Origin of the sequence: Roseburia zhanii, assembly GCF_014287635.1 — a bacterium.
GTDB classification, from domain to species: Bacteria; Bacillota; Clostridia; order Lachnospirales; family Lachnospiraceae; genus Roseburia_B; species Roseburia_B zhanii.
On record NZ_JACOPH010000001.1, the window covers coordinates 539,279 to 558,410 of the forward strand.

Annotated in this window: 19 protein-coding genes; 15 read left to right on the plus strand and 4 right to left on the minus strand. The window is 39.5% G+C overall.

Features of this window, described 5'->3' with window-relative positions; all coding sequences use genetic code 11:
- The first annotated feature begins 22 nt into the window (after nt 1-22).
- Together H8S17_RS02360 and H8S17_RS02365 are read left to right on the plus strand one after the other, a co-directional pair.
- Nucleotides 23-2,032 carry an endo-1,4-beta-xylanase gene (locus tag H8S17_RS02360; protein ID WP_186866064.1) on the plus strand — a complete coding sequence of 670 codons (2,010 nt, stop codon included), beginning with the start codon at nt 23-25 and terminating at the stop codon, nt 2,030-2,032.
- Nucleotides 2,033-2,135: 103 nt separating this feature from the next.
- Nucleotides 2,136-2,639, plus strand: a complete 504-nt coding sequence (locus H8S17_RS02365) for a DUF6106 family protein (RefSeq protein ID WP_186866065.1) — start codon at nt 2,136-2,138, stop codon at nt 2,637-2,639.
- Between the two features lie 7 nt (nt 2,640-2,646).
- Here the strand turns inward: H8S17_RS02365 and H8S17_RS02370 are convergent, their stop codons facing one another.
- Entirely contained in the window at nt 2,647-3,804 is a 1,158-nt protein-coding gene (locus H8S17_RS02370) for a glycosyltransferase family protein (RefSeq protein ID WP_186866066.1), read from the minus strand.
- 213 nt (nt 3,805-4,017) lie between these two features.
- Between H8S17_RS02370 and H8S17_RS02375 the strand changes: the two genes are divergently transcribed.
- Complete coding sequence (locus H8S17_RS02375; RefSeq protein ID WP_178051947.1) at nt 4,018-4,749, plus strand: ABC transporter ATP-binding protein; 732 nt, start codon at nt 4,018-4,020, stop codon at nt 4,747-4,749.
- A gap of 12 nt (nt 4,750-4,761) precedes the next feature.
- Nucleotides 4,762-5,679 (plus strand): SufB/SufD family protein, encoded by a 918-nt coding sequence (locus tag H8S17_RS02380; protein ID WP_178051946.1) that lies wholly within the window; start codon nt 4,762-4,764, stop codon nt 5,677-5,679.
- Between the two features lie 44 nt (nt 5,680-5,723).
- Here the strand turns inward: H8S17_RS02380 and H8S17_RS02385 are convergent, their stop codons facing one another.
- Nucleotides 5,724-6,128: a hypothetical protein gene (locus H8S17_RS02385; protein WP_178051945.1), complete on the minus strand. Its 405-nt coding sequence runs from the start codon at nt 6,126-6,128 to the stop codon at nt 5,724-5,726.
- 140 nt (nt 6,129-6,268) lie between these two features.
- On the opposite strand from H8S17_RS02385, the gene murI reads away from it, so the two are divergent.
- From murI to H8S17_RS02400, 3 genes are all read left to right on the plus strand, one after another.
- Nucleotides 6,269-7,066, plus strand: a complete 798-nt coding sequence (gene murI / locus H8S17_RS02390) for a glutamate racemase (protein ID WP_178051944.1) — start codon at nt 6,269-6,271, stop codon at nt 7,064-7,066.
- A gap of 168 nt (nt 7,067-7,234) precedes the next feature.
- Complete coding sequence (locus H8S17_RS02395; protein WP_186866067.1) at nt 7,235-8,593, plus strand: ArsB/NhaD family transporter; 1,359 nt, start codon at nt 7,235-7,237, stop codon at nt 8,591-8,593.
- Nucleotides 8,594-8,608: 15 nt separating this feature from the next.
- Entirely contained in the window at nt 8,609-9,199 is a 591-nt protein-coding gene (locus H8S17_RS02400; RefSeq protein WP_186866068.1) for a cytidylate kinase-like family protein, read from the plus strand.
- A gap of 60 nt (nt 9,200-9,259) precedes the next feature.
- Here the strand turns inward: H8S17_RS02400 and H8S17_RS02405 are convergent, their stop codons facing one another.
- Nucleotides 9,260-10,042, minus strand: a complete 783-nt coding sequence (locus H8S17_RS02405; RefSeq protein ID WP_186866069.1) for a TraX family protein — start codon at nt 10,040-10,042, stop codon at nt 9,260-9,262.
- Nucleotides 10,043-10,201: 159 nt separating this feature from the next.
- Between H8S17_RS02405 and H8S17_RS02410 the strand changes: the two genes are divergently transcribed.
- From H8S17_RS02410 to H8S17_RS02430, 5 genes are all read left to right on the plus strand, one after another.
- The gene (locus H8S17_RS02410) at nt 10,202-11,191 is read left to right on the plus strand and encodes an NYN domain-containing protein (RefSeq protein ID WP_186866070.1); all 990 of its coding nucleotides are present in this window, start codon (nt 10,202-10,204) and stop codon (nt 11,189-11,191) included.
- A gap of 15 nt (nt 11,192-11,206) precedes the next feature.
- Nucleotides 11,207-11,584, plus strand: coding sequence for a hypothetical protein (locus H8S17_RS02415; RefSeq protein ID WP_178051939.1), 378 nt, complete (start codon nt 11,207-11,209; stop codon nt 11,582-11,584).
- Nucleotides 11,585-11,594: 10 nt separating this feature from the next.
- Nucleotides 11,595-11,765: a DUF6472 family protein gene (locus tag H8S17_RS02420; RefSeq protein WP_178051938.1), complete on the plus strand. Its 171-nt coding sequence runs from the start codon at nt 11,595-11,597 to the stop codon at nt 11,763-11,765.
- 244 nt (nt 11,766-12,009) lie between these two features.
- Nucleotides 12,010-12,999 (plus strand): CPBP family intramembrane glutamic endopeptidase, encoded by a 990-nt coding sequence (locus tag H8S17_RS02425; RefSeq protein WP_186866071.1) that lies wholly within the window; start codon nt 12,010-12,012, stop codon nt 12,997-12,999.
- A 15-nt stretch (nt 13,000-13,014) separates the two neighbouring features.
- The gene (locus H8S17_RS02430) at nt 13,015-14,172 is read left to right on the plus strand and encodes a class I SAM-dependent methyltransferase (protein ID WP_186866072.1); all 1,158 of its coding nucleotides are present in this window, start codon (nt 13,015-13,017) and stop codon (nt 14,170-14,172) included.
- A gap of 64 nt (nt 14,173-14,236) precedes the next feature.
- On the opposite strand, the gene H8S17_RS02435 is transcribed toward H8S17_RS02430, so the two are convergent.
- Nucleotides 14,237-15,841: a CTP synthase gene (locus H8S17_RS02435; protein WP_186866073.1), complete on the minus strand. Its 1,605-nt coding sequence runs from the start codon at nt 15,839-15,841 to the stop codon at nt 14,237-14,239.
- A 514-nt stretch (nt 15,842-16,355) separates the two neighbouring features.
- Between H8S17_RS02435 and nadA the strand changes: the two genes are divergently transcribed.
- The 3 genes from nadA to H8S17_RS02450 all read left to right on the plus strand — a co-directional run bounded on the left by nadA (nt 16,356) and on the right by H8S17_RS02450 (nt 19,116).
- Nucleotides 16,356-17,267 carry a quinolinate synthase NadA gene (gene nadA, locus H8S17_RS02440; RefSeq protein ID WP_186866074.1) on the plus strand — a complete coding sequence of 304 codons (912 nt, stop codon included), beginning with the start codon at nt 16,356-16,358 and terminating at the stop codon, nt 17,265-17,267.
- A gap of 200 nt (nt 17,268-17,467) precedes the next feature.
- A complete protein-coding gene (locus H8S17_RS02445; protein WP_186866075.1) occupies nt 17,468-18,466 on the plus strand; it encodes a methionine ABC transporter ATP-binding protein in 999 nt (332 codons plus the stop codon).
- Complete coding sequence (locus H8S17_RS02450) at nt 18,463-19,116, plus strand: methionine ABC transporter permease (RefSeq protein ID WP_178050753.1); 654 nt, start codon at nt 18,463-18,465, stop codon at nt 19,114-19,116. The genes H8S17_RS02445 and H8S17_RS02450 overlap by 4 nt, the downstream gene beginning before the upstream one ends.
- Nucleotides 19,117-19,132: the final 16 nt, after the last annotated feature.

A 19,132-nucleotide genomic window follows, 5' to 3' on the forward strand; every position in this document is an offset into this window, starting at 1 on the left:
AAGAGAAGAAAGAGGAACAGGTATGAAAAGAATAAGCAGGAATATCCAGTGTCTGCTGCTGGTAGTCATAATGACTATGATCGCCTTTGTGACCGATCCGATGCCAATGATGGTAAAAGCGGAAGAAATTTCTGAAACAGAAGAAACTTCTTTGAAAGATCTTTATGAAGATGCTTTTTATATGGGAGTTGCAGCACCTGATTATGTCATCAGGACAGAACCTTATAAAAGCCTTGTCAGAGAGCAGTTTAACAGCATGACAATGGAAAATGAGATGAAACCGGACTATATTATGGATAAAGCAGCAAGTATTGCACGGTTAGATACTTACAAAGAGCATGTAGCAGTTAATTTTAATGCATGTAAGAATGGTTTAGACTTTGCAAAAGAAAACGGAATATCCGTAAGAGGACATGTACTTGTATGGCATTCGCAGACACCGGACTGGTTTTTTTATGAAAATTATGATACAAATGGTCAATTGGCCGGCCGGGATCTGATGTTAAAGCGTATGGAAAATTATATAAAAGATGTGATCGCTTATACAGAAACAAACTATCCGGGAGTGATCTACGCATGGGATGTTGTCAATGAAGCAATAGCAGATCCATGGGGGATAGGGCTTGAAGCGGGTGAAGCATCCCCGATGCGGCAGGAAGACAGTTTATGGTATAAGACGATCGGTAAAGATTTTGTTGAGAAAGCATTTTCATATGCCAGAAAATATACAGAAGAGTATGCACCGGATCATAAGATAAAATTGTTTTATAATGATTATAATGAATACTTTGAACAGAAGACAGAAGGAATCATTCAGTTGTTGACTCCGGTCAGGAAAGCAGGCAATCTTGATGGCATCGGTATGCAGAGCCATATTGATGTGGGCTGGGAATTATATGGAAACAATGGTTATATGACTGCATTAAGAAAATTTTCCGAAAAGCTTGGTGTAGAAATTCAGGTAACAGAGTTAGATATCGGAATGTCAGAAAATGATACGGAAGCATCACAGGGGGAATATTATCAGGAATTTATGGAGGCACTGTTAGCAGAAAAGTATCGGGGTGCAGATATTACAAGTGTTACAATTTGGGGATTATCTGATGATCTGTCATGGAGAAAAGAAAAAAACTGTCTGCTGTTTCGTAAAGATTTAAGTAAAAAGCCGGCGTATGATGGATTAGTTTTAGCAGCAAAAAAGGTACAGCCATCTGAGAAAACATATCGTAAGAAAGCAGCGGCAGTAGATGCACTGATTGATAAGATTGGAACGGTACATGATACAGAAGCTTCCAAACAACTGATTGATACTGCAAGAGGGGCATATGATGCCCTAAATGAGATTGAACAAGGCTTTGTAACAAAACTTTCTGTATTAGAACAGGCAGAAGCAGAGTATAAAGCACTTGCAGAGAAAAAATCAGAAGATACAAAAAAACCGGCGGATAACAAAGAAAGCCCATCAGGTGGAACCACAGACACTCAGCCGGATAGAACTACAGACACTCAGCCGGATAGAACTGCAGATGTACAGCCGGATGAAGACATGACAGCACATATACCAATAGAAGGCGGTATTTATACTGTTGGTAAATATAAATACCGTGTGATCGGTTTAAAAGATAAGACAGCAGCAGTTGTTGGTACGGCTAAAAAGGCAAAAACAATTACGGTTAAAGATACAGTAATGATCAACAATGTATCTTTTCAGATAGTAAAGATTGAAAAGAATGCATTTAAAGGGAATAAAAAAGTTACAGCTGTAAAGATCGGAAAAAATGTGCAGACGATCGGTGCGAATGCATTTCATGGATGTACAAATTTGAAGAAAGTGACAATAAACAGCAGGAATTTAAGAAAGATTGAAAAAAAAGCATTTTATGCTTGTAAAAAATTAAATAATATAAAAATTATTTCTACAAAACTTAAGAGTGTGGGGAAAAAAGCTTTTAAGGGAATTAAAAAGAATGCAAAGATTGATGTGCCTGATAAGAAAGAAAAATCATACAAGAGATTATTTAGAATTTTTTAATTAGTAATCTGAGCGGGAATGTATTATAATGGAAAAAGATTGATAACTATGAAGATGAGAAGTAGTTATGAAAAAGATTACGATAAGATGAGAGGTTAGAAAAATGTATGATTTTCAGAATACAGTATTATTAACTGCTAGACCGGAAAAATCAACGATTGTAATAAGATATCTTACCCTTCTGTTAGCCGCTGCTGGTCTGTTAGGGTGTATATGGGTGAATCCATTGATCTTTGCATTGCCGGCTGTTTTATTGATCGTATTATGGTGGTGGACATGGTTTCATACCAATATCGAATATGAGTATACTTATTTTGATGGAGGGATTGATTTTGACCGGATCAGGGATAAGAGAAAACGTAAAAATATGATCAGTATCCATATGGATCAGGTAGAGCAGATCGCACCGGTGGGTGATGGTTCACTAAGAAGTGCCCATCAGGATACAAATGTGAAGTTTATGGATTATTCGAGCCGTAAACAGGGACGCAAATTTTATGAGATCATCTGGAAAGACAGTGGAGATACCATCTGTATCCGGTTTGAGCCGAATGAAAAGTTTTTAGACAGCATCTCCATTAAATATGGACGAAAAGTAAAAAGATAACGATTATTTATAATAAAGATAACAAGTAAACTGCTCGTGCCTGCCATGAGCAGTTTTTCTTTGCATAAAAATATCCATTTTGGGAGATTTCCTGTAATTTTACCGGATCAGAAAGTAAAGAAGAAATCCGGCTGGATAAATTTTCTAAATTATGGATATCATAAAAACAAAGCTGTCTGCCATCGATAAACTGATCTTCTAACAGATGAGATGCATCAGTGAAACAAAGGCAGTGGTTTAACATTGCAGAATAGATCCGGTCGTGGGTTCCGTTTTTAAATTCCGGCAGAAGATTTAAAGTGACTTTTGACTGACGGAACAGCAAAAAGGTATCACGAAAATCCGTATCCGGAAGTAAAGTGACATTGTCAAATGCGGCAAGCGGGGACTTTTCCCAGCCGTTTCCACAGATTGTAAGTGGAAGATGCTGCTTGGCTAAATAAAGAAGGAGCATTTCTCTTTTGTATGCACGAAGCCATGTGTCGCAGAGAAAACATGCCTGCATATGAAGTGGAAACATTTCTTCGATGATCTCAGCTTCCGCTAAAGAAGGGAGAAGTGCACGTAAGGCAGCCTCCTGCGTCAGTGCCGGATCATCAAGCATCAGACCGATGAGTTTTTTTGTCAAAGCGATCATAAAACCGGGACAGGCCGAAAAAGAATCTTCTACTTCATGATAGCTGGTATAAGTGCCGGAAAAGAGAAGGTCGATCGACTTATCCGGATAAGATACATCGGAAGGGGCGATATCCTCTCCGGTCATATAAAAGACATCCGCAGAAGCAATGTGTGGATAGTACATTTTGATATAATCGCAGTGATTATGATCTAAGCACAGCACATGAAAATTTGCGATCGTCTGTTTTAAGGTGTCGTGATGATAGAGCGGATGATCGAGAATGATATCATAAAATGGTGCGTTGATATGATCTAAAAAGTAACTGTCATCGTCCATTTTCAGGCGTGGCAGTTCAGAGTTAAGATCAAATACGGCATCAAACGTTTTGCCGGTATACTGTTCCATAGCTTCTAACGGCTCATTTGCCGCAGAAAATAATTCCACACTGTGCCCGGCATTGCACAGGGCATCTGCAAGTGACTGTGCAAAGAAAGTATAAGAATCATAACAGACTGATTTTAATGAAAATATCAGAAAACGTTTCATAGAATCCCTCCATATGTCATAGTACTGAAACACCTGCTGTTTAGATGTGTAATATGTAATATTACAGTTTATTTGTATGTAAATGAACCGTAACATGATATAGAGGGGCTGTCAATAAAATATGGAAAAAAGTTGATTGATTTATTAGCAGGTAGTATAATAAAAAGAAGTTTGGTAAAATTATCCGTACAGATAGAAACAGGGAGGACATACATGCTCGAATTAAGAAATATCAGTTATGAAGTAGAAGATGATAAGGAAAGCAGAGAAATATTAAAAAATGTAAACCTTACCATTGACGATCATTTTGTTGCGATCACCGGTCCTAATGGAGGCGGTAAATCTACATTGGCAAAGATCATTGCAGGTATCATCACACCGACATCAGGACAGATTTTTTTAGATGGAGAAGACATTACAGGATTAAGCATTACAGAGCGCGCAAGAAAGGGGATCAGTTACGCATTTCAGCAGCCGGTGCATTTTAAGGGGCTGACAGTCAAAGACCTGATCACACTTGCAGCAAATCGGGATATGAGCATATCAGAGATCTGTGATGTACTTTCCGAAGTAGGCTTATGTGCCAAAGAATATATTGACAGAGAGATCAACAACAGTTTATCCGGTGGAGAGCTGAAGCGTATCGAGATCGCAATGATCACTGCGAGAGGAACAAAACTTTCCATATTTGATGAGCCGGAAGCAGGCATCGATCTTTGGAGTTTTAACAGTCTGATTCATGTTTTTGAAAAAATGAGAAAAGAAATCAATGGGACGATCCTTATCATATCACATCAGGAGAGAATCTTAAATGTAGCTGATAAGATCGTACTGATCGCAGACGGAACCGTATCAGCGATCGGAAGTAAAGAAGAGATCATGCCGAAACTTTTAGGTACGAATACAGAAGGAACGTGTAAAACATTGATCGAAAAGGCAGAGTAGGAAGGAAAAACCATGGATAAGATAGAAAAAAATTTATTAGAGCAGGTTGCCGGTCTGCATGAAGTGCCGGCGGGAGCATATAATATCCGTTCTAATGGGAAGATGGCAGGAAGAAATACAACTGCCCATATAGATATTGTTACAAAAGAGGACAAGCAGGGAATTGATATCATTATCAAACCGGGAACGAAAAAAGAAAGCGTGCATATTCCGGTTATTTTAAGCGAGAGTGGATATCAGGAGATGGTCTATAATGATTTTTATATCGGAGAGGACTGTGACGTAACGATCATTGCCGGCTGTGGAATCCATAACTGCGGAGTAGATACATCAAAACATGACGGTATCCATACCTTTTATATTGGAAAAAATTCCAACGTCCGCTATATTGAAAAACATTACGGTGAAGGTGATGGAAACGGTACGAATATCATGAATCCGATGACTGTTGTACATTGTGAAGAAAATGCACATATGGAAATGGAAACAACTCAGATCAAAGGGATTGATTCCACAAACCGAATTACAAAAGGTGATCTGAAAGCCGGTGCGAGCTTAGAAGTGCATGAAAAGATCATGACACATGGAAAGCAGTATGCAAGAACAGAATTTGAAGTAGACTTAAATGGTGAGAACTGTAGTACAAATGTGATTTCCCGTTCAGTTGCAAGAGATGATTCTAAACAGGAATTTTTTTCAAAGATCAATGGAAACACAGCATGTGCAGGACATAGCGAATGTGATGCGATCATCATGGATCGTTCCTGTGTGACAGCCAGCCCACAGCTTACGGCAAATCATATAGATGCGAGTCTGATCCACGAGGCAGCGATCGGTAAGATTGCAGGAGAACAGTTGATCAAACTGATGACATTAGGACTGACAGAAGCAGAAGCAGAACAGCAGATCATCAGCGGTTTCTTAAAATAATCGTAAAAAAAATGATACGAAAATCAGAGATTTTCGTATCATTTTTATAAGTACCGGAAACGGTTATCGTGAGAACTGCTCGGGATCGTCACACTTCCGGAAGAAGACAGCTTACGCTGGCACTTCGGACAAAGTGTACCAAATGCGATCGGCTCACCACACTGCTGACAGTGTAAAGATTCGATCGTTGGAGTATGCAGTTCTTTATATTGGATCCTTCCTTCACGAATCCAGCTTTTTACTTTATGAAGTGGAATTTCAAAATGATCAGCGACATCAAATTCCGTCACATCATTTTCACGGATAAAGTCTTTTACTTTAGAAAATAATTCGCGTTCTTTGCAGGCTGGACACACTTCATCAGTATAATCCTTAGGAAGCATTCGGTGACAGTCTTTACAGATTTTAGGACCGTTATCAAATAATGAATGTACGATTTGTGTTGCCATATGTAACAAGCCCCCTTTAGTGAAATTAGTACTATAAACTTAGTATAACACACTACAGCAGGGGATGTGAAGAAAAATTTTAGTTGAATCACTTTCATACGTACCTGAACAATAACAGCAAAAGGGAGAGGACAGATCATATGCAGGAAATGACAATAGAACATAACAATGAAGCACCGATTGCAGTATTTGACTCCGGTGTTGGCGGGATCAGTGTATTGCGTGCACTGTTAAAAGAAATGCCAAATGAAAATTACTGGTATTACGGAGATTCTAAAAATGCTCCATATGGTACAAAGAGTTTAGAAGAAGTGCGTGGTCTTACGATCGCCCATGTAGACCATTTTTTAGCAGAAGGGGCAAAGGGAATCGTGGTAGCGTGCAATACAGCAACCAGTGCGGCAGTCCGCATTTTAAGACAGAAATATCCCAATGTGCCAATTATCGGGATCGAACCGGCATTAAAGCCGGCGGTCTATTCTAAGAACCATCCGAATGTGATCGTAATGGCAACTCCGATGACGATACGTGAAGAAAAGTTCCATAACCTGATGGAACGGTATATGGACATGGCGAATATTATCCCGATGCCTTGTCCGGGACTGATGGAATATATTGAGCATGGAGATATCAAAAGCAGGGAGTTAGAACAGTTCCTTGAAAAACTGTTTGAGCCGTTTGAAAAGAAAAAGATCGATGCCGTTGTTTTAGGCTGTACACATTATCCGTTTATCAGTGAAGAAATACAAAAGATCTTAGGGGAAAATGTGATGCTGTTTGAAGGCGGTCCGGGAACAGCAAGGGAAACAAAAAGACGGATAGAAGCAGCGGGACTTCGCAGTACCAAAAAAGGGTTAGGAGAAGTGCGCATAGAGAACAGTTTACAGTCAGAGGAGCAGATTGCATTGTGCAGATCATTACTCTATATGTTAAAATAATGTTAAATTATGATAAAAATTTCACAAAATATATAAAAAAAACATGAAAGAATTATGAAGTGTGACGGTATATTTCTTTGGGTTGAGGTGCTATGATATACGAAGAAAAAATATCATCTTTCAACTTATTTAAAGTGAAGGGATATACTATAACAGGAGGATAAGAAAATGACACTCGCACAAATTTTAGCACTTGCTATTTTTGTCATCATGTTCGTGATGATCGTGTTAGACAAAATTGAGCGGCAGTATGTAACATTAGGCTGTGGTCTTCTGACATTAGTTCTGGTGTTCGGAGCTGCTATGCGCAGCATGAGTGCAATCATTGAAACCTTGAACCTGCGTAGTATCTTTACGGTAGGATTCTGGTATGCAGGCGCAGCAGGAGAAGAATCTTCTTCTGGTATTAACTGGGCAACGATCATCTTTATTGCAGGAATGATGATCATGGTAGAAGGAATGGCAAAGGCAGGATTTTTCCGCTGGCTCTGTATGAGATTAGCAAAGCTCGTACATTACAAACCAATCCCGCTTTTTGTTGCATTCATGATCATGTCATCCATACTTGCAATGTTTATTGACAGTATCACTGTAATTTTATTCCTTGCAGCAGTTACGGTAGAACTTGCCAAACTTTTGAAATTTGATCCGATCCCAATGATCTTGTCAGAGATTTTCTGTGCAAACCTTGGAGGATCGGCTACCATGTGTGGAGATCCACCAAACATCATCATCGGTACTTCCTTAGGATATTCTTTCTCAGATTTCTTAACGAATACAGGTGCTATGGCAGGAATCAGTTTAGTCATTGTTATCATTTACTTTTTCCTTGTATATAGAAAAGAATTATTACAGGAAGAAGCAGAAGCTGTAGATCCATCAACTGTACCGGATCCAAAAGATGCGATCACAAATAAGACAGAATTTGCAGTCAGCTGTGTGATCTTTGGATGCGCAGTTGTTATGCTTGTAACACATGCACAGACAGGACTTACTGTTGCATTTATCGGAGGCGTTATCGCAATCGTTACATTGGCCGCATTCCACAAATATGCATTGGAATTACTGAAAAAAGTAGATTATAAGACCTTATTATTCTTTGTAGGTTTATTCGTTGTCGTTGGCGGATTAGAGCAGACAGGAATCTTAGAGCTGATCGCAGGATTCATCGGTAAAGTCAGCGGTGGTAACTTAAAACTTATGATCGCGATCATTATCTGGATATCTGCTATTGCAAGTGCATTTGTTGATAATATCCCGTTTGCAGCAACGATGATACCGGTTATCAAGAGCCTTGCAGCAACTCAGGGTGTAGATCTTTCAACATTAGCATGGGCATTATCCATGGGTACAGATATCGGTGGAAGTGCAACTCCGATCGGAGCATCTGCAAACGTTGTAGGTACTTCTGTTGCAGCAAAGAACGGCTATATGATCGGCTGGGGTAAATACTGTAAGTCAGCAGCACCGGCAACTATTATTGTCGTAGGTGTATCGATGTTATTTATCTTTGCACGTTATTGTTAGAAAGGGGAGGATCTAATGGCAGAACAGATTATCATCGCAATCGGTCGTGAATTTGGAAGCGGCGGTCATGCAATCGGTGAAAAGATCGCAAAAGATCTTGGAATTGAATTTGTAGATAGAAAAATGCTTGACGAGATTGCAGAAGAAAAAAATATTCAGGTAGAGTATTTAGAAAAATTAGATGAAAAACCAAGAAAACTTCTGATGTCAAGGAGAGTTGGTGCATATTCTAATTCCTTAGAAGAAATCGTAGCAGATATGCAGTTCGATTACATTCGGGAAAAAGCAGATAAGGGAACTTCATTCGTGATCGTAGGACGTTGTGCAGAAACAGTTTTACGTGGCAGAAAGGAACTGATCTCTATATTTATTCTTGGTGATGAAGAATGTAAGAAGAACCGTATCAAAGAAAGATATAACTTAAATGAGGCAGATGCTGCTGCAAAAATGGCACGCCATGATAAAAAGAGAAAACGGTATCATAACAGACATTCCGATTTTAAATGGGGTGATTCAAGAGGTTATGATCTGTGCGTGAACAGCAGTCGTCTTGGAGTAGAAAAGACAGCAGAAATGCTTGAAATGTACATTAAAGAGCGTATGTAACCATATCAGAAAAAGCTGTAATAGCATGTAACAGTGCTGTTACAGCTTTTTTTTGAATCTTTAAAATAGTAACTGGTAGATGCAGTATAATATCAGAAGATGCACCGGATAAAAAGCATAAAAGACATATTTTAACTGCAGTCCCCGCTTTCCGTTATAGTGTGTTATCAATGGAATACAAAGCAGAGAGGTGGCTTCGATCGTATTCATGGCGATCAGGCACAGACATGCGGCTGCAGCAGCATGAAGCCTATTATTTCGGAATATATAGATCAAGAGGATCGTCAGCACACCCATTGCACCATAATCCGTATTTAACAGGCTGGCAAAGTACATACCGGAAAAAATGCTGATCAGACAAAACAGTATGCGAAAGGAGATATGTTCTGTCATATGTATCATAACAGCCTGAAGGGCAGTGATTACAAGCAGTCCGATAAATAGTGTGAAGAATACATTCTGATAATCCATGCAGAATAATTGATGATGAAATGCAAGGTCAAATGGGATTTCTGATATCAGTGCAAACAGGAAAAGGCGGAAAGCATACCGTCTGACATTGCGTGTATGCAGGAATCCTTCTACAAGAAGAAAACAGAAAATAGGAAATGCAATGCGTCCGATATACCGCATAGCGATATAGGCAGTGCCTAATGTTTTATCAATGAGTATAAGATCAGAATAAGATCCCCACTGGATATGCATTCTTTCGGCTTTTTGTATCAGAACAGGTTCTATGATCGCTGCACCAATGTGATCGGTCAGCATGGTGACTAGAGCGATGATCTTTAAAGTACTGCCGGAAATGCCCCATGGGGTAGTCGTAGGGTTTGAATTTGTCATGTAAAAATCCTCCATGTCTGTTGTCATTATATTATTATAATTGTTCCAGGATAAAGATGTAAATAGTTTATTATAAATATGGTATGGTGTTATTTTCAGGAATGATGTAGAATATATATAATCAGGCAAAAATGCCTGACATGACAGGAGAATCATATAATGGAAGATAAACGATATGCGGTACTGATCGATTCCGATAATGTTTCCGCAAAATATATCACAGCGATCTTAGATGAAATGACAAAATATGGAGTCATTACTTATAAGCGTATCTATGGGGATTGGACGAATAACCAGGCGTCAAAATGGAGAGAAGAACTGCTTGCGAACTCGATCACTCCGATACAGCAGTTCTGTAATACAGCAGGGAAAAATGCGACAGATTCAGCATTGATCATAGATGCCATGGATATTTTATATACAGGCAGGGTAGACGGTTTCTGTATCGTATCGAGTGACAGCGACTTTACAAAATTAGCAAGCCGGCTGCGGGAATCCGGTATGGAAGTGATCGGTATGGGAGAGAATAAGACACCGAAATCCTTTAAAGCTGCCTGTTCCGTATTTACCAGTCTTGAGATCCTCTTAGAACAGGATACAGACAAAGCAAAAGAAAATATCTCCCAGAAGACGATTGAAGAAGCAATCGTAGAGATCATTACAGAAAATGAAAACAACGGCAGAAAGACCGGACTTGGGGAATTAGGAAGTTCCCTATTGAAGAAATATTCCGATTTTGATGTGCGTAATTACGGTTACAGTTCTCTTTCAAAATTCATCGAAGAAATGGAAGATACTTTTATACTTTATAAGAAAGAAAATACGATCTTAGTCAAATTAAGAGATGATAATTTAAAGAGGGAACAGCTAGAAGCGTACATCAGGGAATGTGTAGAAAAGTCCAATGGAGAAGGTGTGGATCTAGCTGCCATGGGGCAGAAACTGCATAAGAAATATCCAGATTTTAAGGTGAAAGAATACGGATATTCGACCTTGCAGAAATTTGTATCACATATTTCCGGTTTAGAACTGATCACAGAGTCCGAAACGGTAAAACGGTTAGTCGAGAAAAAAGAATCAGATGCAGAGCCGATGATCGCACAGTCGCAGAAGACAACTGTAAAAAAACGAAAGAAGTTAAAATCATAAGCAGAGGATAATGACATGGAACAAAAGATAGACAAAGAAGTATTTGATACATTTTTCCGTGAAAATTACGTGCCGGTAGATTATGCTACTGTGCGGGAAGAATTTTATGAGATCACAGCAGATAAAGAGGAAGTATTTTCCGAAGAATTAGAAGATAAACCACTGACGGAAAAGAATTTCATTCTTTATATGCGAAGTGACATCTACTGCCAGTTAGAGGGCTGTGTGGAAGATGCATTTGAAATGTTAAACCCTGAAATCACAGATGCTGTTATGGATATCAGCATGAGCATGGAGCGTGAAGATGAGATCACAGCAGTTTACTGGAAAACATTAGAAGATCTGTTAAAACAGTTTTTAAAACAGCTTTATGCTGAAAAGTTTGCGTGTTAGGAGTGTATTTATGGAATGTGATTATTGTGCATACAATGCTTATGATGAAGATGAGGAAGAATATTATTGTTCCGTTAATTTAGATGAAGATGATATGGCACGTTTTATGAGCCATAAATATAAGAAATGTCCGTATTTTAAAAATGGAGATGAATATCGTGTCGTAAGACACCAGATGTAGTAAAGAATCAGGAAGCACTTGGTAATTATGAGTTTGATAAGATTATTAAGTCAAATGACAGGGCAACCTCATTTGAGATCATGGCTAATATAGATGGCTATTCGATCGGTACCGGCATTATGACCGACAGCGTGGCATTACAGGACGGATTTGTGACGAGATAGTTAATAAGTTGAATAACAACAGTGCATATGCTATAGTGTAAAAAGTGAAGAAAACAGCAGAAGATCAGGAGGGTTTGTATATGAATCAATGGCTGAAGCCCCCACGGGCAGTGAGAGAGGCAAAAGAGGCACAAAAAGGAATGCATCTTATCTTAGAAATACTGGTTTTTATTGCAGTCTTTTTCGTATGTACGATCGGTGAAGTGCTTGTAGTGATGCCGGTACAGATTATCGTACTGATGCACAGCCAGGATTATTTAGATGCAGTGGCGTCAGGGGATTTAAACCGGGTGGCAGAAGTGTCTGCACAGATTGCAAATACAGATACATTGACAATTGCTAATTTATTTGCAACAGTCATGATGATCATTATTATTTTCTTATTCTGTAGGTTTATCCAGAAAAGAAAATTATCAACACTCGGATTTACCGGAGAAAATGCACTGATCCATTATGGCAGAGGGTTAGTGATCGGATTTGTGATCTTTTCCTTAGCTGTCTGTATCTGTATTTTTACAGGCACATTAAAATTAGAAATGGGACAATTTGCACTTCCGGTATTTTTATTATATGCAGCAGGATATGGCATACAGGGAATGGCGGAAGAAGTATTATGCCGCGGATATTTTATGGTATCTATAGGCAGACGCTATCCGATGGCTGTTGCAGTACTTGTCAATTCGATGGCATTTGCAGCACTGCATCTTTTTAATCCGGGAGTGACGGCACTCGCATTATTAAATCTGACATTGTTTGGAATTTTTGCATCAGTCTGTTTTATCAAGACCGGAAACATCTGGATGGCAGGTGCGATCCATTCTATGTGGAATCTGGTACAGGGAAATGTATATGGCATCAAAGTCAGCGGTCTGGATTCTGCATGCAGTATTTTTTCGGCAGAAGCAGCAGAAGGAAAAGCATGGATGCATGGAGGAGATTTTGGTTTAGAGGGTGGACTTGCGATCACGATCGTTTTGGTGATCGGAATTGCCTGCTTTTTACTGATAAAGAAAAATGGGCAGGATACAGAAACAGATTTGGAAGATAACAGGATAAAAGAAGATCAGTAAAAGGATACAGATGATATGGACACGATCAAAGAACAGATCAGTAAGATGTTAGATTCAGGATGCGGGCGGATGGTCTTAAGTAAGCCGGAAAAGACGGCAGAATACCGTAAGATCACGATCACACAGAAAGCGGCAAATTATCAGATAGAAAAATTTACCGAAAAACAGGCGTTCCATGAAAATGTCAGCAGGGAAGAACTGATAGAACGTATAGAAGGATATCTGATGCAGGAATACCGTCAGCTTAACGGATTTGGTGCAGGATTAGAGAGCATTTTTCTGATCTCCAAAAAGGGAAAAGTCACATTTAAACAAAAACGTACTGACAGTACACCAAAAGCAGAAGATAACCACAACCGGAAAAAACAATATTTGTTAGAAGAAGGAGAAATCATTCCTCCCCTTATCGATATGGGGATTTTTACGTCAGAAGGCAAGATCGTAACTTCCATGTATGATAAATTCAGGCAGATCAACCGTTTTATCGAGATCATTGATGACTATATCCGCACAATGTCTGTGGAAAAGTTAAACATCATAGATTTTGGCTGTGGAAAATCCTACCTGACATTTATCCTGTATTATTATCTGACGAAAAAGAGGAATCTGTCTGTGGAGATGATCGGACTTGATCTGAAAGAAGATGTGATAAAAAAGTGTAATCAGGCAGCGAAAAAATATGGTTATGATGGACTGCATTTTGAAATGGGAGATATCAACGGTTATCAGGCACCATTTGAAGTCGATATGGTCATTACTTTACATACATGTGATACGGCAACTGATTTTGCATTATATAATGCTATCTGCTGGAATGCAAAACTGATCTTTTCCGTTCCGTGCTGCCAGCATGAATTGAACCGGCAGATGAAAAGTGAACAGTTTTCCCTGATGATGCGTTATGGGATCATACAGGAACGGTTTGCGGCATTAGCAACTGATGCGATACGCGCCAATCTGTTGGAATACTGTGGTTATAAGACACAGGTGATGGAATTTGTCGATCTGTCCCATACACCGAAAAATCTGTTGATCCGTGGAATTAAGAGAAAAGGGATCACAGAAGTACACCGCAGGAAATTGTTAGAAGAAGTAGAACAGATGATGAAGGAATATCAGTTGAAGCCGACACTGTATGAACTGTTTTTAAAAAAAGGATATATCAAAAAGTAGTAAAAATAAGACAGCCGGATATATGCATCCGGCTGTCTTATTTATATAAAAATGTTTTTTGCTTCTATCGTTTGGTCTGGATCGACGCTTCTACAAAACCTTTGAAAAGCGGATGCGGACGGTTCGGTCTGGATTTTAATTCAGGATGAGCCTGTGTAGCTAAAAACCATGGATGATCGGAAAGCTCGATCATTTCTACAATTCTTCCATCAGGGGAGAGTCCACAGAGTTTCATTCCTTTTTCTACTAATGCATTCCGGTAGTCATTGTTGACTTCATAACGGTGGCGGTGCCTTTCAGCGATCATTTCATCACCATATAGAGTATAAGCTTTGGAAGTTTTGTCTAATACACAAGGGTAAGAACCAAGACGAAGCGTTCCACCGATATCCTCAACACCATTCTGGTCAGGCATTAAAGAAATGACCGGATGCGTGGTATTTGGATCTAATTCGATACTGTGTGCATCATGCATACCGCAGACATTTCTTGCAAATTCAATGATAGAAACCTGCATACCAAGACAAAGACCAAGGTAAGGGATCTGTCTGGTCCTGGCATATTTTGCAGCAGTGATCATACCTTCGACACCACGATCACCAAAACCACCCGGTACAATGATTCCCTGTGCGTTGGCAAGAACTTCATCAACATTTTCTTCATTTAATAATTCAGAATCCACCCATTGCAGATTAACTGTTGCACGGCTGGCGATTCCACCATGTTTTAAGGCTTCTACAACAGAGATATAAGCGTCGTGAAGCTGGGTATATTTTCCAACCAGAGCAATGTTGACTTCTTTATCAGGATGACGCAGGCTGTCAACCATTTCTTTCCAGTCATCAAGATCCGGTTCCGGACAGTCTAATTTCAGACAGTCACAGGCAACTTTTGCTAAATCCTCTTTTTCCATGGCAAGAGGTGCTTCATAGAGATATTCCACATCTAAGTTCTGTAATACATGATTGTTTGGAACATTACAGAACAGAGCAATCTTATCTTTCAATCCCTGATCTAATGGATGTTCAGAACGGCAGACAATAATATCCGGCTGGATACCCATTCCCTGAAGATCTTTTACACTTGCCTGTGTCGGTTTTGTTTTTAATTCACCGGATGCTTTGATATAAGGAATCAAAGTTACATGGATCAGAATCGCATTATCATGTCCGACTTCGTGCTGGAACTGACGGATCGCTTCGAGGAAAGGCTGGCTTTCGATATCACCGACCGTACCACCAACTTCGATGATCGCAATCTGGGTTTCATCTGTTGTGAAATTGCGGTAAAAACGGTTTTTGATCTCATTTGTGATATGAGGGATGACCTGAACCGTTCCTCCGCCGAAATCTCCGCGGCGTTCCTTTTGCAGAACGGACCAGTAGATCTTTCCGGTTGTGACATTGGAATTTTTTGTCAGGCTCTCATCGATAAAACGTTCATAGTGACCTAAATCTAAATCTGTTTCAGCACCATCATCTGTGACGAAAACTTCACCATGCTGGATCGGGTTCATCGTTCCCGGATCGATATTGATATAAGGGTCAAATTTCTGCATTGTGACTTTGTATCCGCGGGCTTTCAACAGACGACCAAGAGAAGCTGCTGTGATTCCCTTTCCAAGACCGGATACAACACCACCTGTGACAAAGACGTATTTTACAGGCATAGGGTTATCCTCCTTTTGTATTTTAAAATTGCCATGCAATATTTAGTTCATAAATAACCAATTTATTATACTACTTCTTTAAGAAAAAAGCTAGATGGAATTTTGCGGGAAAATTGTAATGGTTACACGTTTAACCGTTGTAAAAGCTTTTTCTTTCTTGTACCGTATAAACAGAAATATATAGAATGTATCCATGGAAAGTGCTTCTTCGGGCTGGTTCAAGAGGATGCTCTGAGACGGACTATGGTCAGAAGCTTATGCGGAAGATGATGATGTCTTATGATCCAGACCATAAAGAATATGCAAGGCTTGCCGGGTTTGGTTACAGAAGGCTTGCTGAGGCGATTAGTGATAAACAAAAACATCTAAACGTTGACAATTCCTATGGAAATAGTATAATTTGATGAAACAGTGTGATGACACGCATAGAACTATATCGTAAGAAAGGCAGCTGCCATAGCAGAACAGAAGTATTTTACAGTACATGGAAAATGGCAGCAGGGGACATAGGATCATGGAAAACAAAGAATTAAAAGAGCAGATCAACACATTAAAAAAAGAAAAAGATGCAGTCATATTAGCACATTATTATGTAGATGGTGAAGTACAGAAGATTGCAGATTATGTCGGAGATTCTTTTTATTTGAGCAAAGCAGCAACAAAATTAGAGCAGAAAAATATTATTTTCTGTGGAGTAAAATTTATGGGGGAAAGTGCAAAACTGCTAAATCCGGCAAAAACAGTTGTGATGGCAGATGATTTTGCAGACTGTCCGATGGCACATATGGTAACCGTGGAGAAGATTGCAGAAGTACGGGCACAGTATGAAGATCTTGCCGTTGTCTGTTATGTCAACTCTACCGCAGAGATCAAATCAGTTTCCGATGTGTGCGTAACATCTTCGAATGCTTTGCGTGTTGTGGAAAAATTGCCGCAGAAGAATATCTTTTTTGTACCGGATGAAAATTTAGGAAGATATGTTGCAGAGAAACTGCCGCAGAAGCATTTTATCTTTAACGATGGGTTCTGCCACGTACATAAGAGCATTACCGCAGAAAATGTAATAAAGGCAAAAGAAGTCTATCCGGATGCCCTGGTACTGACACATCCGGAATGTACAAGAGAAGTGATCGCATTGTCTGACTTTATCGGAAGTACATCAGAGATCATTGACTATGCAACGAAAACAGACTGCGAACGGTTTATCATCTGTACGGAAATGGGCGTATTTTTTGAATTACAGGAGAAAAATCCGAATAAGCATTTCTATTCCGTCGGACACAGACAGTTTTGCCCAAATATGAAAAAAGTAACGTTAGAAAAAACAAAAGCGGCACTAGAAAGTTTAGCACCGGAAGTTACCCTGCCCGATGAGATCATGGAAAAAGCCGCTCTTCCATTGCAGAAGATGTTAGAATTATCATAGCACTTAGTGTCTGGATAGCAATCATATCAAAATCCATCAAACATAGCAGTACAGCATAAAAACAGATAGATTGGTCGTAGTGATCCATTATAGGTAAAATCTATAACCAGCTATCTGTTTTTTATAATTTACAAAATCATATTAAAACGATATGATAACAAGGAAATCAAAACAGGGAAACAAAACTTGGAGGATTTACCATGATTCGTTTAGAGCACGTAACGAAGAAATTTAAAACAAAAGGAAATGAAGTCATAGCCGTAAATGATGTCAGTCTTGATATCAATAAAGGCGAGATTTTCGGGATCATCGGTTTTTCCGGTGCAGGAAAATCCACCTTGGTACGATGCATCAATCTCTTAGAAGTTCCGACAAGCGGAGCCGTATACTTTGAAGATACGGATCTTATGAAAGCAGATAAAAAGGAACTTCGGGCATACAGACAAAAGATCGGAATGATTTTTCAGCAGTTTAACCTGCTTGCCCAGAGAACGGTTTTAGATAATGTCTGCTATCCACTTGAAGTCGCAGGAATGAAAAAGAAAGAAGCAAGAGAACGGGCAGGAGAACTTTTAGAGTTAGTCGGAATCGCAGATAAAGCAGAAGCTTATCCGTCTCAGTTATCCGGTGGACAGAAGCAGAGAGTAGCGATCGCGAGAGCACTTTCCACAAATCCGGAAGTACTGCTTTGTGATGAAGCAACAAGTGCCTTAGATCCGATCACGACAAGATCCATTTTAGAACTGCTTAAGAATATCAATAAGAATATGGGAGTTACGATCATCGTGATCACACATGAGATGAAAGTTGTCGAGCAGATCTGTGACAGAGTAGCAATCATGAGCAAAGGAAGTGTGGAAGAAGAAGGAACGGTACAAAGCGTGTTCTTATCCCCACAGTCTGAAACCGGTAAGAAATTAGTTCTTCCAGAAGAAAAAGAGCCGGTAAGCAGTCCAACGAAAAACTATCTGCGGATCGTATTTGATGGACAATCTTCATCGGAACCGGTGCTTGCCGATCTGATCCTAGAGAGCAATGCAAAACTGAATATTCTCGGAGCAAATACAGAAGATATCGGCGGAAGTGCATATGGTCAGATGCTGATCGAAAAACCGGATCAGGAAACATTAGAGAGAGTTAAAAATTACTTAGATAAGAAAAAGATGAGCTATGAAGAAGTGGAGGTGGATAGAGCATGAGCAGCAGTATTATAAATTTGTTATTACAGGGAATCGGAGAAACATTTTACATGGTCATCGTTTCCACAGCAGTTGCTTATCTGTTTGGAATACCACTTGGAGTATTAGTATATGTGACCGATAAAAATGGGATCTGTAAAAACAGTATCATCAACATGGTCGCAGGATTTGTGATCAATGTAGTCAGATCCATTCCATTTCTGATCTTATTAGTAGCAATCCTTCCATTTACAAGATTAGTGGTAGGAACGACAATCGGTTCCACGGCAACGATCGTTCCGTTAGTTGTGGCAGCAGTTCCGTTTGTAGCCCGTATGGTGGAATCTTCTTTAAAAGAAGTAGATCCGGGTGTGATAGAAGCAGCAAAAGCAATGGGATCTTCCCCATGGCAGATCATCTGCAAAGTGATCCTGCCGGAAGCAAAACCATCACTGCTCGTCGGTGGAACGATCACTTTAGCAACAATCCTTGGATATTCTGCAATGGCAGGATTTGTAGGAGGCGGTGGCTTAGGAGCGATCGCAGTCAATTATGGGTACTATAGATATCAGACAGATGTTATGTTTGTAACCGTGGCACTGTTAGTTATCGTTGTACAGGTTTTTCAGGAGGCAGGAATCCGACTGGTAAACCATATAGATAAAAGATAATAAAATTTTGAGGAGG

What these genes read in the sequence shown, in the direction of transcription:
- H8S17_RS02360 (WP_186866064.1), top strand. Translation starts at nt 23, where the DNA reads ATGAAAAGAATAAGCAGGAATATCCAGTGTCTGCTGCTGGTAGTCATA.
- H8S17_RS02365 (WP_186866065.1), top strand. Translation starts at nt 2,136, where the DNA reads ATGTATGATTTTCAGAATACAGTATTATTAACTGCTAGACCGGAAAAA.
- H8S17_RS02370 (WP_186866066.1), bottom strand. Translation starts at nt 3,804, where the DNA reads ATGAAACGTTTTCTGATATTTTCATTAAAATCAGTCTGTTATGATTCT.
- H8S17_RS02375 (WP_178051947.1), top strand. Translation starts at nt 4,018, where the DNA reads ATGCTCGAATTAAGAAATATCAGTTATGAAGTAGAAGATGATAAGGAA.
- H8S17_RS02380 (WP_178051946.1), top strand. Translation starts at nt 4,762, where the DNA reads ATGGATAAGATAGAAAAAAATTTATTAGAGCAGGTTGCCGGTCTGCAT.
- H8S17_RS02385 (WP_178051945.1), bottom strand. Translation starts at nt 6,128, where the DNA reads ATGGCAACACAAATCGTACATTCATTATTTGATAACGGTCCTAAAATC.
- murI (WP_178051944.1), top strand. Translation starts at nt 6,269, where the DNA reads ATGCAGGAAATGACAATAGAACATAACAATGAAGCACCGATTGCAGTA.
- H8S17_RS02395 (WP_186866067.1), top strand. Translation starts at nt 7,235, where the DNA reads ATGACACTCGCACAAATTTTAGCACTTGCTATTTTTGTCATCATGTTC.
- H8S17_RS02400 (WP_186866068.1), top strand. Translation starts at nt 8,609, where the DNA reads ATGGCAGAACAGATTATCATCGCAATCGGTCGTGAATTTGGAAGCGGC.
- H8S17_RS02405 (WP_186866069.1), bottom strand. Translation starts at nt 10,042, where the DNA reads ATGACAAATTCAAACCCTACGACTACCCCATGGGGCATTTCCGGCAGT.
- H8S17_RS02410 (WP_186866070.1), top strand. Translation starts at nt 10,202, where the DNA reads ATGGAAGATAAACGATATGCGGTACTGATCGATTCCGATAATGTTTCC.
- H8S17_RS02415 (WP_178051939.1), top strand. Translation starts at nt 11,207, where the DNA reads ATGGAACAAAAGATAGACAAAGAAGTATTTGATACATTTTTCCGTGAA.
- H8S17_RS02420 (WP_178051938.1), top strand. Translation starts at nt 11,595, where the DNA reads ATGGAATGTGATTATTGTGCATACAATGCTTATGATGAAGATGAGGAA.
- H8S17_RS02425 (WP_186866071.1), top strand. Translation starts at nt 12,010, where the DNA reads ATGAATCAATGGCTGAAGCCCCCACGGGCAGTGAGAGAGGCAAAAGAG.
- H8S17_RS02430 (WP_186866072.1), top strand. Translation starts at nt 13,015, where the DNA reads ATGGACACGATCAAAGAACAGATCAGTAAGATGTTAGATTCAGGATGC.
- H8S17_RS02435 (WP_186866073.1), bottom strand. Translation starts at nt 15,841, where the DNA reads ATGCCTGTAAAATACGTCTTTGTCACAGGTGGTGTTGTATCCGGTCTT.
- nadA (WP_186866074.1), top strand. Translation starts at nt 16,356, where the DNA reads ATGGAAAACAAAGAATTAAAAGAGCAGATCAACACATTAAAAAAAGAA.
- H8S17_RS02445 (WP_186866075.1), top strand. Translation starts at nt 17,468, where the DNA reads ATGATTCGTTTAGAGCACGTAACGAAGAAATTTAAAACAAAAGGAAAT.
- H8S17_RS02450 (WP_178050753.1), top strand. Translation starts at nt 18,463, where the DNA reads ATGAGCAGCAGTATTATAAATTTGTTATTACAGGGAATCGGAGAAACA.